This is a genomic window from Rhodospirillum sp. A1_3_36 (assembly GCF_047263945.1).
Taxonomy (GTDB): Bacteria; Pseudomonadota; Alphaproteobacteria; order Rhodospirillales; family Rhodospirillaceae; genus Rhodospirillum.
Genome location: NZ_JBLAVB010000004.1, coordinates 271,571 through 286,004 on the forward strand (window position 1 = coordinate 271,571; position 14,434 = coordinate 286,004).

Here is a 14,434-nt window from a genome sequence, read left to right on the forward strand (position 1 = left end):
GCGCAATGGTAAACGAGGAGAAACAGCCCCCCCCGTCAGCCTACCCCCGACCCCGATAGCCCGGCACACCCTGATCGGGAATCCAGACCGCCTTTGGGGCCTCGCCGGTTTGATAGAAAACGTCGATGGGCATACCGCCCCGGGGGTACCAGTAGCCGCCGATGCGCAGCCACTGCGGGGCGAGCAGGTCCACCAGCCGCTTGCCGATGGAGACCGTGCAATCCTCGTGGAAAGCCCCATGATTGCGGAAGGCCCCCAGGTAGAGCTTGAGGGATTTGCTCTCCACCAGCCAATCCCCGGGGACATAGTCGATGACCAGATGGGCGAAATCCGGCTGGCCGGTGATCGGGCAAAGCGACGTGAACTCAGGCGCCGTAAAGCGCACGCAATAGGGCGTCCCCGCCTGCGGGTTGGGCACTTTTTCCAGCTCCGCCGCCTCGGGCGAGGCCGGAAGCTCTGTCTTGCCGCCAAGCTGGGTCAGGTTGGCGTAGATGCTATCCGAGGACATGGTGCTTCCTTTTTCCGTGGCCCGCTCCGGGCCCCACCTTCCGTCCCCCGGTCCGGGGGCCGACGAGACCCCATCCCTACTCCAGGATCATGACTTCGTCGGTCTGTTCCATGTCCATTTTCATGGGGTTCTGGGTGTCGGGAATATCCATGGTCAACGTCGTATGGGTCCAGGCCGGCAATCCCGTCAACCGATCGACATAGGAGACGAAGGACACGGCTCCGATTTGGTGCCCCTGGGCCAAGGCCGGCCCCTCGCCGGAGATGACCACGTAATCCCGACCCCCGCCCGAGGCGCCGCCAGCCACATGGCCCTTGACAGCCATGGTCAAGCCCGTGCCCGCGCCGGTGCCCAGGTCCTCGGTATTGTAGGACAGCACCTCTTGCCCTTGGCTGAGGGTCTGACCGCCAAACATGCCCTTGGCCAGCACCTGGGCGAATTTCTCCACACTCGCAGCGGTGGGGCCAGTCCCGCCGGTTACGGAGACCGTCGTGGCCCCCTTGGCCCGGTCGATCACGGCCTTGGCCTCCACCTTGGAGATCATGGCACGGATGTCTTCCTCGGGCGGTTTGGCCGCGCCCGGCATGTCCATGGAGAAGTCATCGCCCTTCACCGTCAGGGTCACCCGGTTCCCCTCCACGGTCTTGGTCACGAAGCTGGAGAAGCGGATTTCCATCTCTCCCTTGTTCCCACCCTGTTCGTACTGGGTGCGCGACTGGACCAGCCGGGGGGCATCCGTCACCGTCGCATCACCGATGGTCACCGGACCGGACAGCGGCGTCACCGAAGCCGCAGGCGCATGGGGCGAAGGCGTGGGCACCGCCGCCCAGGCCGAGCCACCAAATGCACAAGCCAGGGACAAGGCGAGGGACAAGCCAAACGGCCGAAAAAACCCCATGAACACTCACTCCACATAATGTCTTTGCTCTGGTCGCCGACAAGGTGACCCCGGAGCGCCCTTCCGTCAACCTTCGGGCAGGGGGCACCCTTCGGGCAGGGGGATCCGCAGCCAGGGTGGAGGGGTGCCGTCCAGGAAGCGGGGCCAGACCTCGGCCAGGGCGCGCTTATGTCCGGCGAAGGGCATGCGGGCCAGCACCTCGGGCAGGAAGCACCATTCATGGGCGTCTGCCTCGCCGTTCAGAGTGACCGGAGGGGCCTCCCCATTCAGCGTGACCAGGGGATCCTCTCCCACCTTGGCGACGAAGGTGGCCACCATCTCGATACATTCATCGGCGGGGTTATAAAAGGCGTCGGTAAAATCCGCAGACCAGAGCTCCCGGGCGACGAGACCCGTTTCCTCCCGCAGTTCCCGCAGGGCCGCTTCCCAGGCGCGCTCGCCCGGTTCGATGGTGCCGGTCACCATGTACCAATGCCCCGCGAAGGCTCCGACCGCCCGGCGCAGCATCAACATGCGGTCGCTGCCGTCCACCCGGGCGAAGGGGTAGACGGCGACGAAACGGGACCGGACGGTGGGGCCGACCGGTCCCTCGTAGGGGGTGGGCACCCGCTTCCTATTTGTCGTCGGAGGTCTCAAAGGTCTCGGCGACGTAGGTATCAAGCAGCCGCACGCCAAAGCCGGAGCCGCCCTTGGGCACGGTGGCGCTGTCCTTCTTGCTCCAGGTCACCCCGGCGATATCGATATGGGCCCAATCGGTCTTGCCGACAAAGCGTTGCAGGAACTGGGCCGCCGTGATCGAGCCGCCCTCACGCGAGCCGGTGTTCTTCATGTCGGCGATGTCGGAATTGATCTGCTTGTCGTAGCTGTCGTTCAACGGCAGACGCCAGACCTTTTCCCCCGTGGCCAGACCGGCCTTGGTGATCCCCTCGGCCAGGGCGTCGCTGTTGGAGAACAGACCCGCGTGGTCGCTGCCCAAAGCAATGATGATCGCACCGGTCAGGGTGGCCAGATCGACCATCTGCTTGGGCTTGAAGCGCTCGTTGCAATAGTGCAGCACGTCACAGAGGACCAGCCGCCCCTCGGCATCGGTATTGATCACCTCGATGGTCTGGCCGGACATGGAGGTCACCACATCGCCCGGGCGCTGGGCCGTGCCGCTGGGCATGTTCTCCACCAGCCCACAGAGGCCGACGACATTAACCTTCGCCTTGCGACCGGCCAGGGCCTTCATCAGACCGGCGACCACACCGGCGCCGCCCATGTCCCATTTCATGTCCTCCATACCGCCCGCGGGCTTGATGGAGATGCCACCGGAATCAAAGCAGACGCCCTTGCCAATGAAGGCCACCGGCTTCTCGGACTTCTTGCCCCCGTTCCAGGACATGACGACCAGCTTGGGCTCCTTGGCGCTGCCCATGGCGACACCCAACAGGGCGCCCATGCCGAGCTTGCGCATCTCCTTCTCGCCCAGGACGTCCACTTCGACCCCCAGCTCCGTCAGCTCTTCGCAGGCCTTGGCGAAGGTTTCGGGGTAGAGGACGTTGGCCGGTTCGCTGACCAGATTCCGGGTAAAGATCACCCCTTCGGCCACGGCATTAAGCGGCGCGAAGGCCTCCTTGGCGGCGTCGGTGTCGGCGGCCAGAACGGCCAGCTTCTTCAGGGCGGGCTTGTCTTCCTTCTTCTCGGTGGTGCGGTACTTGTCGAAGCGGTAGGCCCGCAGCTTGGCGCCCATGGCGATCCGGGCCGCGGCCTCCTCGGCGGAGGGCTGGTCCTCGCCCAGGGTGAGGTCCAGGGCGATGGCGCCATCGGTGTCCCCGGTGCCCGCCAGAATGGCCTGGGCGGTTCCGCCGAAGGCCTCCAAGGAGGCCGCCTTGATTTCCTCGGCGTTGCCCAGACCGGCAAGGATCACAGAGGTGATCTTGGAGTCCACCAGCGGCGCGGGAAGGGACAGGCTCTGTCCGGCCTTGCCCTTGAAGCGGCTGTCGGCGGCGATGGCACGGGACAGGGCACCCTGGGCAGCGGTATCGATCTCCTGTCCCAGGGGGCCAAGCGCCCCCCCTTCGGTCACGCCCAGGACGAGGGCGCCGGACTTGGGCTGGGCGAGCTTGGCGAAGGAGAGTTTCATGGGTCGGAGGTCCTCCAGGACATTTCTATTGGGGCACGGATCCGAGCATGGATCCGGTCTAAAGGACGCGCGGACCCGGGATCGGATCCGGCGAGGGGTTTCGGTCTGCGATGATACCGTGACTGTCAAATTTAGGAAGGGAAAGGGCTCAAGGCAATTGGGGAGGGAGGAACATCTCGCCTTCCCTCCTTGGCAACGCATCAATCTCTAGGCGCATAAAAAAACTAAAAAGTTTATTTTTAATAATACTCATTGACAGAGACGCACACGACCAAATATCGTACCTCTGTGAGCTATTATTGATCTGTTGACGTTAAGGACCCTCGAATCAGGCTTCTGTTTTGTGAGGAAGAAAAATCCTCTCTCCACTAAACGTTCTCCAAACCCCTTTTCCCCAATTTCTCACAAGAGAAAGGTACCAAATCCATGTGGCAGGCACAACTCCGTATCAGCATTCGCTTTTCCTCTAAAAGCTGCATACTATTCAAAATTCTCCGGCTCCATGGTGCCGTACTCCTCTTTCTGAAACTCAGCCCCAAGGGCGCGGAAGTGGCCATCGATGCAGACATCTCAAACCTCCCCCGTCCCGCAAACGACAACTCCTTGGATCCTCGGCCTGGATTTAGGCAGTGACAGCATCGGCTGGGCGGCCTTCGCTTGGCCAGACACTGAAAGCAAGCGCCGCCTGTTGGGCGGCGGCGTCCGCCTCTTCGACAGCGGGCGGGACCCCAAGGAGCATACATCGAACCAACGGGACCGGGGGATGTTCCGCCGCGCCCGGCGCCAACCCCGGGCCTGGCGCTGGCGCAAGGAGCAGCTTGCCAAGACCCTGGCGGCGGGCGGCCTAAGCGCCCCCACGGAGGCCACCTTGCAAAAGGCCCTCCCCCTGCGCGCCCAGGCCCTGGAGCGAGCCTTGACCGGTGAAGACCTCTGGGCCGTTCTGTTTCACATGGCCAAGCACCGGGGGTTTCGCAGCAACCGCATTGAGTGCAAGGCCGCAGAAGCCGCCAAGGGCAAACCCAAGGCCGATGACGAGGCCGGATTCTGGCTGAACGCGGAAAAGCAATTGCGCGCACGCATGGCCGAGGCAAACGCCCCCACCGTCGGCGCCCTGCTCGCCGGAGACATGGTCGCCGGGCGACCCACCCGCATGCGCTACAACCTCGACGACGGCGTGTTCGCCCCCACCCGCGCCCTGGTGGCCGAGGAATTCAACAGGATCCGCGCCGCCCAAGCCCCCCATTTCCCCGAACTGGATTGGCCCCGGGTGGCCGCCCTGGTCCTCGACCAACGCCCCCTGCGCACCAAGGAAGAAGGCCCCTGCGAGTTCCTGGAGGGAGAGCGCCGCGCCCCCCGCGCCCTGCCCTCCATCCAGGCCTTCATTGTCCGCCAAACCCTGGCCAACCTCCGCGTCAAACTCCCCTATCCCGACGAGTCCCGCCCCCTGACCGAGGACGAATTCGCCGCCGGACTGGAGGCCCTCACCGAGGTTCGCTTCCTCGACTGGCCCAAGCTGCGCAAGGCCATGGGCCTGAAGCGTGGGGCAAAATTCACCATCGAGGAGAAGCAGGGTGGAAAATCCGCCTCCCGCAAGGCCGAGGGCGACCATACCAACGCCCTGCTCTCCCCCATCCCCGGCTGGGAGAACTGGACGACGGAGGAGCGGGACGCCGCCTTCACCACCCTATGGGAGGCCCGGCGGGACCGCCCGGCGCTGATGGCCAGTATTATCGCTCTAGGCGTGACCGACCCGGAAGAGGCGGAGACCCTGGCCGATGCCATCCAGTTCGAACTGCCCACGGGACGGGCCAACCTGTCGGCCAAGGCTGCCCGGCTGATCACGGCGGAACTGGTCGCCGGGGTGCGCACGGACGAGGCCATCCTCAAAGCCCTGGGCGTCCACCATTCCCACCGCCCCCGGGCCGAGCGCCTGGACCGCCTGCCCTATTACGCCGAAGCCCTGCCCGACGTGGGACTGGGCGGCTCCCACGACAAGGCCGACCTGCTGCCTCCGGACCATCAGGAGGTCCAGGCGGGGTTGGAGCGGTTCTATGGGCGGGTGATGAATATCTCCGTCCATATCGCCCTCAACGAGGTGTGCAAGGTCGTCAATGCCCTGCTCCACCGCCATGGCCCCAACCTGATCCGCGTCACCCTGGAAACCACAAGGGAACTCAAGGCCGGAGCGGAGGAGCGCAAAAAACTGGTGTTCGAGCAAGCCGACCGGGAGCGGGAAAACGCCGCCATCGACACGGAGCTGCGCAAACAGGGCCAATGGGCCGCCAATGCGCGGGAGCGGAGGACACGCTACCGGCTGGCCAAACGCCAAAGGTTCCAATGCCCCTATACCTTCCACCGGATCGAAATGTCCGCCCTGCTCACCGAAACCTATGACATCGACCATGTCATCCCCCTGGGCCGGGGCGGACGGGACAGCCTGTCCAACAAGGTCCTGTGCGAGGCCGGCGCGAACAAGGCCAAGGGCAAGCGCACCCCGTGGGAGGCCTTCCATGACCAAGGCACCTGGGAGCAGGAAAAGGACCGCTGGCTTGCCGACCTGGACCGGGATGTGCGGATCGACCTGGACTGGCGTTTCTCCGAACAGGCGGGCGAAAAGGCCACCCGCATGGCCGCGGGGCAGGACGACAGTGAAGAGGGCTTCCTCAACCGCCAGCTCACCGACACCGGCTATATCGCCCGGGTGGCCAAGCGCTATCTGGAGCTGGTGACCGTCGAGCCCAGCGGCGTGGTCTGCACCCCGGGCCGCCTGACCGGGCTCCTGCGGAAACATTGGGACCTGTTCCCCGGCCCCTCCCCCCGCGACCTGCTGCCCGCCCCAAGGGAGGCCCTGGAGGATCCCGAAGCGGCCAAACGCTTCCTCGACGGCCTGGAACCGGCCCATGTCCAGAAGGCGGTCAAGGGGCTGGTGAATGACACCCTGACCGCCCTGGGCCGGACGGAGGTGAAGGACGCAGGCTTGCATGATGCTCTCCGCGTGGCCCTCTACAGCCTGCCCGGCGGAGGCAAGAACCGGGCGGACCACCGGCACCACTATATCGACGCCGCCGTCATCGCCATGACAACCCGAAGCGTGGTCCAGCGGGTCAATACCGCCAATGCCCAAAGACGGATCAGCGAAGACGACGACCGCACCAATGTTCCGGAGCCCTATCCGGGCTTCCGTGCCCAAGTCATCCGCCAGTGGGAGCACGTCTGGCCCTCCCTCCGTCCCGCCCACCGCGAAGGCGGTGCCCTGCACGCCGCAACGGTCTTCGGTGTGCGGCGACGACCAGAGGGAACCACGCTGGTCCAGCGGAAATCCGTCCGCGCCCTGTTCCTGGATCCCAACGGCAAATCCCTGCCCGCCGAAAAGGTGGAGAAGGTCCTGGCCTCCTTCGCCTCGGACCGCATGCGAGAGCGCTTCCAAGCCCTGCTCGACCAGCGCCAGGCAACCCATCCGGAAGAAAAACTGGCGGAGTCCTGCATGGCCGTGGCCCGCCACACAAGCTTCGGCCCCCGGGGCATGACCGGCAATACGGTTCTGGCGGGGTCCGTGGCCGAGGACGGAGACGGCGGCGGCTTGATCACGCCCTTCCGGGGGAACGCCAAGGCCGCAGTCCGCACCCAGGGCAATGCGGTTTACGAGGTGTGGGAGGTGCCGGATGGGAAAGGCGGCGTGAAGTGGGAAGCCCGCGTCCGCACCCGTTTCGATATGATTTCAACCGTAGCGGCCAGCGGCCATGCAAAGAAGGAGGAAAATAGAGGGCATTTGATCATGTGTTTGCGCCGCGGCGATCTTGTTCTGTTACCCGAAGCGCAAGGTGACAAACTGTTTGTCGTGAAAAAGATGGTGGTCGACGGACGGCTTTATCTCTGGCCCGCCCGCATCGGAACGGGACGAGCGAACGCGATCTTCGCGCAATTAAGCCATCCCACCGTTAATCTGACAGGCGATCAAGGATATTGCCTCAACAGCGGGGAAATCCTGCGCAAACTCAACGTGACACGGTTTTCCATATCGCTCCTCGGACGTCTTCGCCGGGACTGATTGGCCAAGCGCATGGAAGCCCAAGACGGGAGATGCTACACTCTTGTTTAGCAGGGGTTAGGAGGACGTTTGTGGTTCCATGGCCAAGTCCCACACGAAACCATCATCACATGTGTCATTTTTCCCCCTGCACCTTATCCAGGCCCATACAAACGCATCAGTGACCTGAAACCAAAAATGGATGCTCCGGACAATCACGCCCACCACCTCCTCCAGGAAATGGGGAAGGTGCAGGGTGATGTCGGCACCCGGATAGATGGCATCCCCCATATCCTAACCTTGATGGCCGGTCATACTTACGACCTAGAATCGCGCTTCTCGAAACTCGAGAACGGCAATTCAGCCCCGCGTCACACGGTCATGGTGCTGCCATTCGCAAAGATGATCTGAATGAACGCACTCGGTTAATTGATCAGCTTTGGCTAGGCTGGCTAAGAGATGTTCTAGGCACCTAAAGCCCTACTATCCTTCGCCACAGCGGCGCTTTGGGAGTTGGAGCGGTTTGGGGACCAAGAACCTCAGCGCAACGAACGACTGCTCCCGGCACTGGTTCACGATCATAGCGGAAACCGAAAAAGTGTTCCCCTAGTCTCACTGGCAGATCGAAAACGAAATCTGCTTTAGCACCACCGAACGGGGCCATTGTGCCTCCCAGCTTGTTCGCAATAGCCTGCAATTCAGTCGAAGCAGGCTTTTCAGCGACCGGTGCAACTGTCTGGTTCCTCTGTTTTTCAAGCAACTCATCACACAGCGTATCAAAGATTTTTGGCGGCTTGCCTGTGGTTTTGATATGTTCTGCGTACTCGTCCCCGTGATGCACAACGCTCCATCTTTTGGAAGTCGCAGTGTACTTGGCAAAGCTCGCATGCATGCAAAATTCAGCAATCGATACAGTGTAAGCAGCCTCGCCATTTTGACAAGCCAAGTGGGGATTAAGCTTTTGCAGATTGAAGCCCTCCGGCTCTTCCACCCACCAAATCGACCAACCGTTAGACAGTTCCGCAATCCAGTTTTCTCCGCACTGATCAATGTTCGTTGCTTCTTGCCCCAACTCGACCCGATATATCTCGGCAAGCTTTGCCATAGTATGCCGACTTGCCATGTAGGAAACATTGAACCCCATTTGTGCGCATCACCTCTATTAGCCGCTCACGACCTAGGCCCAACGCCCTGTCAGAGCGAACGTCCGCTTCGCCCAATTAAGCCACCCCGCCGTTCATTTGACGGGCGATCAGGGATATCACCTTAGCAGTGGAGCAATCCTTCGCAAACTCAACGTGACTCGGTTTTCCTTTTCGGTCCTCGGACGCCTTCACGACATCTGATAGGCCATGCGCATGCAAGCCCAAGAGCGGGAAATGTTAAACTCTTGTGTAGCAGGGGTTAGGAGGGCGTTTGTGGTTCCATGGCTCCGTCCCACTCGGTCATGGTAGAGTGCCCCGAGGAGCGGGAAAGTCTGCCTGAGGGTTCCATGGCCCCGTCCCACACGGTCATGCTAGAGTGAGGGGTAGCAGGTGCCTTTCCCCTGGATTGTTCCATGGCCCCGTCCCACACGGTCATGCTAGAGGTCGTCGCAATTCTGATCAACGCCAGCCGGAGTTCCATGGCCCCGTCCCACACGGTCATGCTAGAGTTTTGCGAGGCTGCGGGCGAGGATCTGCTGAGTTCCATGGCCCCGTCCCACACGGTCATGCTAGAGTCGACTTTTCCACGGTAAGATCGTATGGAATGTTCCATGGCCCCGTCCCACACGGTCATGCTAGAGTTTGCGGAGTTGATATGATCTCCTGCGGCTGGGTTCCATGGCCCCGTCCCACACGGTCATGCTAGAGTGCGCAGCCTCTGCGGCGATTGACGCCAGCGGTTCCATGGCCCCGTCCCACACGGTCATGCTAGAGTGGAGACACCGATATCACCTTGATTCCAAAGGAGATATCGGTGTTTTTCCGTGCACGGTTCGTGGTCATCAGAACAATCTATACTGCTCTGGCGGCATGAACTCTGCACTTTCGGCGGCTCGATAATCGCCGCGGACCCATTTGCGCATGTTGGTCATCTGCCGATCCGTCAGCTTTAGCAGGTTCACATGCCCGACGCTGGGAAGGGCTTGCTCGACCCGTCGCTCATAGGTTTCTGCCCGCTCCAGGGACCCGCAATAGCGGGCGTATATGGAGTAGTGCATCCGTTCAAACCCATCGCCGACCAGGAACTTGTGGAAGCGCGTCGCGGCGCGCCTCTGGTCCTTTTTCACGACGGGCAGATCATAAAATACCAATACCCACATCTTCCGCCATCCTTCTGGCATCCTCCACACTCCCTATTTTCTCGGGCAGGTCCAGCCTGGCCGGGCCACCCTCGACCACCGCACGCAGGGACAGGGCCACCCGCGCCACCGCCGTGCGCAGGCGGATCCATTCGCCCCCCATGTACACCGGCCAATCGGTGACCTCCGCCAGGGCCGTTCGGATTTTCGGATCCAGGCTCATGGCCTCCTCCCCTCCCCTTCGGTTCACCAGGGCCAGGACGAGGCGGTCCACCGCTGGCCTAAAGGGCTCGATCAAGTCGTCAGCCAAATTGCCGTCGTTCTCGGCGTTGTCGTGGTGGAGCCCCAGCGACCGGTGGAGCCCCGCCCCATGCAGCCGCCGGGCCACGACCGCGCGCAGCACCGCATAGCCAAAGTCCAGCATGGTGTCCGCCTCGCTGCCGCCATGGCGGCGGAAGGCCGCTCCCATCAGCGCAGGCCAATACAGGCGCGCGGCCTGGGCCTCCAGATTCTCCGGATCCCCCGCCTCCACCCCTTCGGCCAATTTGCGCAGGCGGGCCGCCCGGGGGGAGGAGAGCGCGCCATCAATGGTATCGAGCACCCGGGCCTGTTCGGTAATCTTCGCCCGGACCAGCCCCCGCCACAGCGCCGCCCTCCTCCGCGGGATCATGGCCGCCTGTAGCCGAAGCAGGCGGGCAGACACAATGGCGGAGCCGCAGACGGGCACCAGGGTGGACAGCGGCTTTCGGCGGTCGTCGCAGATCACCACATCGATCCCGGCCCGCCCCAACAAAGCCAGCGCATCCCCGGTCAAGGTGACGGCGGGCACCTGGACGATCACCAGATCGATGTCGTCCACATGCAAGCGGGCGTCACCAATTGCGAGCAGACGATCCCGGACCGAGACCACCGTCCCCCGGCTCGCGATTTCAATCACGGCCATTTTCGTCATGCCCCCTTTACACCTTTCCCCCTTTACAAGTTCCAGGGGCATGCTACTCTGCTTTCACTCTACCATGACCGTGTGGGACGGTACTCCCGGAAGTTTTCGCCTTTCGGGATATCCATGGAATAAAGCGAAAGCGACAGTTGGAGCGAATACGCTCAACTCACAACGCGGGGATCGGACGGGCCGAAGCTTTCGGCGCTGTCCGATCCCTGGCGTTTGTCCGCCCTGATCATTCCAATCTGAAAACCGGGATCAGCGCCGCCGTCAGGTCATAGAAAGCCTGATCTGCTGGCGCTTCCGGCCCCAGGTCCCTGGCGGCCCGTCGAAGATCCCCGCCATGGGGGTGCCACAGCTCTGGCACTGGCCTCTGTCGTCCAGGCCATAGGCGCCCAGTTGGTACCAATCCCGCTCGATCACCCGGGCGCCGCAGCCGGTGCAATAGGTGCTGTCGGCCTCCCGGTCGTGCACATTGCCCACATAGACATGGCGCAGCCCCGCAGCCATGGCGATCTGTCGCGCCCGCCGCAGCGTGTCCGGCGGTGTGGCCGGAAGGTCGCGCATTTTGTAGTCCGGGTGAAAGGCGGAGAAGTGGATGGGCACCTCTGTTCCCAGTTCCGTCGCCACCCAGTGGGACAGGGCCGTCAGTTCGGCCTCTCCATCGTTCTTGCCGGGGATCAGCAGGGTGGTGATCTCCACCCAGCAGGTGGTGTCGTGGACCAGATAGCGCAGGCTGTCGAGCACCGGCTCCAGGTGGGCCGTGGCCAACTCGTGGTAGAAGCCCTCCGTGAAGGCTTTCAGGTCCACATTGGCGGCGTCCATATGGGCGAAGAACTCGGCCCGGGCTTCGGGCATGATATAGCCTGCGGTGACCGCCACGGTCCGGATGCCCCGGGCGTGGCAGGCCTTGGCCACGTCGACGGCGTATTCCAGCATGATCACCGGATCGTTATAGGTGAAGGCAACGGAACGGCAGCCCAATTGGACGGCGGCCTCGGCGATCATCTCGGGCGTGGCCTCGCCGTTCAGGCGGTCCACGGCGCGGGCCTTGGAGATATCCCAGTTCTGGCAGAACTTGCAGGTCAGATTGCAGCCCGCCGACCCGAAGGAGAGGATCGGCGTGCCCGGCAGGAAGTGGGCGAGCGGTTTTTTCTCCACCGGATCGATGCAAAAGCCGCTGGACCGCCCGTAGGAGGTCAGCACCATCCCCACCCCATCATTGGCCCGCAGGAAGCAGAGCCCCCGTTGACCCGGGTGGATCTTGCACAGGCGCGGACAGAGATCGCATTGAACCCGCCCGTCCCCCAGGGCATGCCAATAGCGTCCCGGCACCTGATGGGCCGGAGCGCCGAAGGGAAAGCGGGGTGGGGAGGGGGGACAGGTCTCCGTCATGGCAGGGTCCTTCCTGAACAGGATCCACCCACGGCTTGCTCAAACAATTGAAACGCAGGGCGGGCTTTGTGGTAGGGTAATCTATCCGTCTTTCCATTCAAAGACGTAGCGGAGTGAACCCATGATCACAGGCGTTCCCACAAGCCCCGGACCCTCCGATACCGGCCCCGCCATCCGCCCGACCGCCGTCGCCGGGCTGTTCTACCCCAAGGACCCGGCAACCCTGCTGCGGGACCTGGACAGCCTGCTGGGCGAGGCGTCCCAGAGGGAGGGCCAGAGGGAGGGCCAGAGGGAGGACCAGAGTGGGGACCAAAGCCCTCCACAATCCGCCTCTCCCCCCAAGGCGCTGATCGTGCCCCATGCGGGCTATATCTATTCCGGCCTGACCGCAGCCCGGGCCTATGCGTCGCTGGCGCCTTTCGCCGGAACCATCACCCGGGTGGTCCTTCTGGGTCCCTCCCACCGGGTCGGCTTTGGCGGGCTTGCCGCCTGTGACCTGGACGCCTACGACACGCCCCTGGGTCCCCTGCCCGTGGACCGGGAGTGGATGGCCCGACTGGACGGCATGCCCGCCGTCGGCCGCCTGGATCAGGCCCATGCCGCCGAACATGCCCTGGAGGTCCACCTGCCCTTCCTGAAGCGGGTCTTGGGAGACGTCTCCCTGGTGCCCATCGTCTGCGGCCAGGCCCGGGCCAGCGTGGTAGCCGAGGCCCTGGACCGCCTGTGGGGCGGGCCGGAAACCCTGATCGTCATCAGCACGGACCTGAGCCACTATTTGGATTATGCCTCCTGCCAGACCAAGGACGCCGAAACCGCAACGGCCATAGACCGGTTGGATGACTCCGCCCTCGGCCCCCATGAAGCCTGCGGCCATGTGCCCCTGTCGGGCCTGCTGACCCTGGCCCGCACCCGGGGCCTGTCCATCGAACGCATCGACCTGCGTAACTCGGGAGACACCGCAGGCAACCGAGACCGGGTGGTCGGCTATGGCTCCTGGTGTCTATGGGAAGGCTCAAACCCCCATGCATAAGGAAGGCGCCATGACTCCAACGGATAAGGACTCCCCCCAGGACACACAGGCGCGTGAGGTCGAAGTTAAAACCAACCCCCTGATCCTGGCGACCCGGGACCATGGGGAGACCCTGATCGCCCTGGCGGCGGAGGCCATCACCGAAGGGCTGGTGGAGGGCGCGCCCACCCCTCCGGATCTGGCCTCCCAACCCGGCCCCCTGCGGGCACAGGGCGCGTCCTTCGTCACCCTGACCAAGGACGGACAGTTGCGCGGCTGCATCGGATCGGTGGGCGCCAGTCGCCCCCTCGCCCTGGACGTGGCCGCCAATGCCTGGGCCGCAGCCCGCCGCGACCCCCGGTTTCCCCCGGTCACGGTGGAGGAGTTGCCCGATCTGGCCCTCTCCGTCTCGGTGTTGACCACGCCGGTTCCCATGACCTTTACCGATCAAAAGGACCTGTTGTCGCAAATGCGACCGGGGGTGGACGGGTTGATTTTCATGGACGCGGGGCGACGGGGGCTTTTCCTGCCCCAGGTTTGGGAGAGCCTGCCCAGTGCTCCGGCCTTCCTCGCCCATTTGAAGCAAAAGGCCGGACTGCCCCTGGACCATTGGTCCGACAGCGTCCGGGTCGAACGGTTCGAAGCCCGCTGCGCCACCGCCGACCACTGGCCCATCCCCCTCCCCCAAATGGTCGGAGAGGGGACCGGCCCGAAGGAAAGCCAGAAGGAAAAGCCGTCATGAGACCCGGATCCGTCTTTCTTGCCCTCGCCGTCCTGGTCACCTTCTTTGGGACTTTATCCCCCTCCGCCTGGGCCCAGGACATCGACTGGACCAGCGACGTTCCCCCAACCCTGAAAGGCACCTGGAGCGTCAACGGCCAATGTAAAGGACATGGCTTGGAGCTGTTGATCTTCTCCAACGGCGGGTACCGCTGGAGCAAGCCCGATGGCAGTTGGGGCTTTGCCCGCGGGTCCTTCGCCTATTCCAATCCCCGCTCCTATCGGGTGCTGTTCAAGGTGCGCCACCTGTTTCCCACCCCCGGGTATGACTCGGTCCTGACCGTTTCGGGCAGCACCCTGCGCAAGACCAATCTGAAATCCAACACCAGCCGACGCTATCGCAAATGCCAGGATTGACCTTGGGAAAAACCTCCTCCCCATTGCCGAAAAGGCCAAGGGGGCTTACCTAAGGGCCAGGGCTTTTCTGCCCACACCACATCGTTATTCATCACCAGGGATCATTGA

At 63.3% G+C, this 14,434-nt stretch carries 13 protein-coding genes and 1 CRISPR repeat array; of the genes, 5 read left to right on the forward strand and 8 right to left on the reverse strand.

Annotated features, from left to right (window positions below):
• Nucleotides 1–40: 40 nt before the first annotated feature.
• From queF to ACLIRY_RS11610, 4 genes are all read right to left on the reverse strand, one after another.
• Nucleotides 41–508, reverse strand: coding sequence for a preQ(1) synthase (gene queF / locus ACLIRY_RS11595; RefSeq protein WP_413205548.1), 468 nt, complete (start codon nucleotides 506–508; stop codon nucleotides 41–43).
• Between the two features lie 76 nt (nucleotides 509–584).
• Nucleotides 585–1,406 (reverse strand): hypothetical protein, encoded by an 822-nt coding sequence (locus tag ACLIRY_RS11600; RefSeq protein ID WP_413205549.1) that lies wholly within the window; start codon nucleotides 1,404–1,406, stop codon nucleotides 585–587.
• 66 nt (nucleotides 1,407–1,472) lie between these two features.
• Nucleotides 1,473–2,012, reverse strand: coding sequence for an NUDIX hydrolase (locus ACLIRY_RS11605; RefSeq protein WP_413205550.1), 540 nt, complete (start codon nucleotides 2,010–2,012; stop codon nucleotides 1,473–1,475).
• A 7-nt stretch (nucleotides 2,013–2,019) separates the two neighbouring features.
• Complete coding sequence (locus ACLIRY_RS11610; protein ID WP_413205551.1) at nucleotides 2,020–3,531, reverse strand: leucyl aminopeptidase; 1,512 nt, start codon at nucleotides 3,529–3,531, stop codon at nucleotides 2,020–2,022.
• Nucleotides 3,532–4,090: 559 nt separating this feature from the next.
• Here ACLIRY_RS11610 and cas9 point away from each other — a divergent pair.
• Together cas9 and ACLIRY_RS11620 are read left to right on the forward strand one after the other, a co-directional pair.
• Nucleotides 4,091–7,579 (forward strand): type II CRISPR RNA-guided endonuclease Cas9, encoded by a 3,489-nt coding sequence (gene cas9, locus ACLIRY_RS11615; protein ID WP_413205552.1) that lies wholly within the window; start codon nucleotides 4,091–4,093, stop codon nucleotides 7,577–7,579.
• Nucleotides 7,580–7,756: 177 nt separating this feature from the next.
• A complete protein-coding gene (locus ACLIRY_RS11620) occupies nucleotides 7,757–7,969 on the forward strand; it encodes a hypothetical protein (RefSeq protein ID WP_413205553.1) in 213 nt (70 codons plus the stop codon).
• Between the two features lie 61 nt (nucleotides 7,970–8,030).
• Here the strand turns inward: ACLIRY_RS11620 and ACLIRY_RS11625 are convergent, their stop codons facing one another.
• The 4 genes from ACLIRY_RS11625 to amrS all read right to left on the reverse strand — a co-directional run bounded on the left by ACLIRY_RS11625 (nucleotide 8,031) and on the right by amrS (nucleotide 12,180).
• Nucleotides 8,031–8,663 (reverse strand): hypothetical protein, encoded by a 633-nt coding sequence (locus tag ACLIRY_RS11625; RefSeq protein ID WP_413205554.1) that lies wholly within the window; start codon nucleotides 8,661–8,663, stop codon nucleotides 8,031–8,033.
• A 316-nt stretch (nucleotides 8,664–8,979) separates the two neighbouring features.
• Nucleotides 8,980–9,477: direct repeats of the CRISPR family, unit length 35 nt; unit sequence GTTCCATGGCCCCGTCCCACACGGTCATGCTAGAG.
• A 68-nt stretch (nucleotides 9,478–9,545) separates the two neighbouring features.
• Entirely contained in the window at nucleotides 9,546–9,863 is a 318-nt protein-coding gene (cas2, locus tag ACLIRY_RS11630) for a CRISPR-associated endonuclease Cas2 (RefSeq protein ID WP_413205555.1), read from the reverse strand.
• Entirely contained in the window at nucleotides 9,841–10,794 is a 954-nt protein-coding gene (cas1, locus tag ACLIRY_RS11635) for a type II CRISPR-associated endonuclease Cas1 (RefSeq protein WP_413205556.1), read from the reverse strand. Before cas1 ends, cas2 begins: the two co-directional genes overlap by 23 nt.
• Before the next feature lie 261 nt (nucleotides 10,795–11,055).
• The gene (gene amrS, locus ACLIRY_RS11640) at nucleotides 11,056–12,180 is read right to left on the reverse strand and encodes an AmmeMemoRadiSam system radical SAM enzyme (RefSeq protein ID WP_413205557.1); all 1,125 of its coding nucleotides are present in this window, start codon (nucleotides 12,178–12,180) and stop codon (nucleotides 11,056–11,058) included.
• Between the two features lie 121 nt (nucleotides 12,181–12,301).
• Between amrS and amrB the strand changes: the two genes are divergently transcribed.
• Genes amrB through ACLIRY_RS11655 form a run of 3 tightly spaced genes read left to right on the forward strand, consistent with a single transcriptional unit; the run spans nucleotide 12,302 to nucleotide 14,326 of the window.
• On the forward strand, nucleotides 12,302–13,210 hold the full coding sequence (gene amrB, locus ACLIRY_RS11645; protein ID WP_413205558.1) for an AmmeMemoRadiSam system protein B: 909 nt from the start codon (nucleotides 12,302–12,304) through the stop codon (nucleotides 13,208–13,210).
• Between the two features lie 10 nt (nucleotides 13,211–13,220).
• Nucleotides 13,221–13,931, forward strand: coding sequence for an AmmeMemoRadiSam system protein A (gene amrA / locus ACLIRY_RS11650; protein WP_413205559.1), 711 nt, complete (start codon nucleotides 13,221–13,223; stop codon nucleotides 13,929–13,931).
• Nucleotides 13,928–14,326 (forward strand): hypothetical protein, encoded by a 399-nt coding sequence (locus tag ACLIRY_RS11655; RefSeq protein WP_413205560.1) that lies wholly within the window; start codon nucleotides 13,928–13,930, stop codon nucleotides 14,324–14,326. The genes amrA and ACLIRY_RS11655 overlap by 4 nt, the downstream gene beginning before the upstream one ends.
• The last annotated feature ends 108 nt before the right edge of the window (nucleotides 14,327–14,434 follow it).

What these genes read in the sequence shown, in the direction of transcription:
- queF (WP_413205548.1), bottom strand. Translation starts at nt 508, where the DNA reads ATGTCCTCGGATAGCATCTACGCCAACCTGACCCAGCTTGGCGGCAAG.
- ACLIRY_RS11600 (WP_413205549.1), bottom strand. Translation starts at nt 1,406, where the DNA reads ATGGGGTTTTTTCGGCCGTTTGGCTTGTCCCTCGCCTTGTCCCTGGCT.
- ACLIRY_RS11610 (WP_413205551.1), bottom strand. Translation starts at nt 3,531, where the DNA reads ATGAAACTCTCCTTCGCCAAGCTCGCCCAGCCCAAGTCCGGCGCCCTC.
- cas9 (WP_413205552.1), top strand. Translation starts at nt 4,091, where the DNA reads ATGCAGACATCTCAAACCTCCCCCGTCCCGCAAACGACAACTCCTTGG.
- ACLIRY_RS11620 (WP_413205553.1), top strand. Translation starts at nt 7,757, where the DNA reads ATGGATGCTCCGGACAATCACGCCCACCACCTCCTCCAGGAAATGGGG.
- ACLIRY_RS11625 (WP_413205554.1), bottom strand. Translation starts at nt 8,663, where the DNA reads ATGGCAAAGCTTGCCGAGATATATCGGGTCGAGTTGGGGCAAGAAGCA.
- cas2 (WP_413205555.1), bottom strand. Translation starts at nt 9,863, where the DNA reads ATGTGGGTATTGGTATTTTATGATCTGCCCGTCGTGAAAAAGGACCAG.
- cas1 (WP_413205556.1), bottom strand. Translation starts at nt 10,794, where the DNA reads ATGACGAAAATGGCCGTGATTGAAATCGCGAGCCGGGGGACGGTGGTC.
- amrS (WP_413205557.1), bottom strand. Translation starts at nt 12,180, where the DNA reads ATGACGGAGACCTGTCCCCCCTCCCCACCCCGCTTTCCCTTCGGCGCT.
- amrB (WP_413205558.1), top strand. Translation starts at nt 12,302, where the DNA reads ATGATCACAGGCGTTCCCACAAGCCCCGGACCCTCCGATACCGGCCCC.
- amrA (WP_413205559.1), top strand. Translation starts at nt 13,221, where the DNA reads ATGACTCCAACGGATAAGGACTCCCCCCAGGACACACAGGCGCGTGAG.
- ACLIRY_RS11655 (WP_413205560.1), top strand. Translation starts at nt 13,928, where the DNA reads ATGAGACCCGGATCCGTCTTTCTTGCCCTCGCCGTCCTGGTCACCTTC.